This window comes from Streptomyces hilarionis (genome assembly GCF_024539675.1).
GTDB classification, from domain to species: domain Bacteria; phylum Actinomycetota; class Actinomycetes; order Streptomycetales; family Streptomycetaceae; genus Streptomyces; species Streptomyces hilarionis.
In genome coordinates this window covers 1-482 of the sequence record NZ_JAHHIT010000423.1, presented here as the reverse complement: position 1 = coordinate 482, position 482 = coordinate 1, and the positions used below count along the sequence as shown (strand labels likewise).

The following is a 482-nucleotide window of genomic DNA, read 5'->3' as shown; positions in this document are numbered from 1 at the left end:
CTTTCATAAAGCGCACGGCTGTATGGAAGCATTGCTCAGGTGACCCCTGGTACGAACCAAAAGGCAGATCGGCAATGATCAATGCGCGCTTTGTAGCCCGCGAGACCGCGCTGACTAAGGGCAACATTTCGTCAACGGTTACTGCCAGGGTCGAGTCATAGCCGAAGACGTTGTTACCGGCTGAATCACCGACCAGAAGCACAGGAATTCCTGCATCTTCAGATATGGCTGCGGTGTACATGTCATAAGCGGTCAACATGGCCCATTTTTGGCCCCGCGCTTTCATCTGTTGTAGATGAGGGATTCTTACCCTCCCACGATTTTGGCTAGCGTAGGGGGCGGCGGTCTGTTCAGGCATTGGTGTACCTTCTATTAAATGGTCAGACGTTCAGCTGCGAGGACGACAGCGATGACAATCATTGCGGCCCCTGAGATGCGGCTGACATTGAGCGCTGCACCAGGTCGAGAAGTCAGTACTGCGC

1 protein-coding gene is annotated in these 482 nt (G+C 53.9%); it reads right to left on the bottom strand.

Annotated elements, in window-relative coordinates:
* A partial coding sequence (locus KMS84_RS43830) for a 3-methyl-2-oxobutanoate hydroxymethyltransferase (protein WP_256921287.1) occupies positions 1–358 on the bottom strand: 358 nt, incomplete at its 3' end.
* Between the last annotated feature and the right edge of the window lie 124 nt (positions 359–482).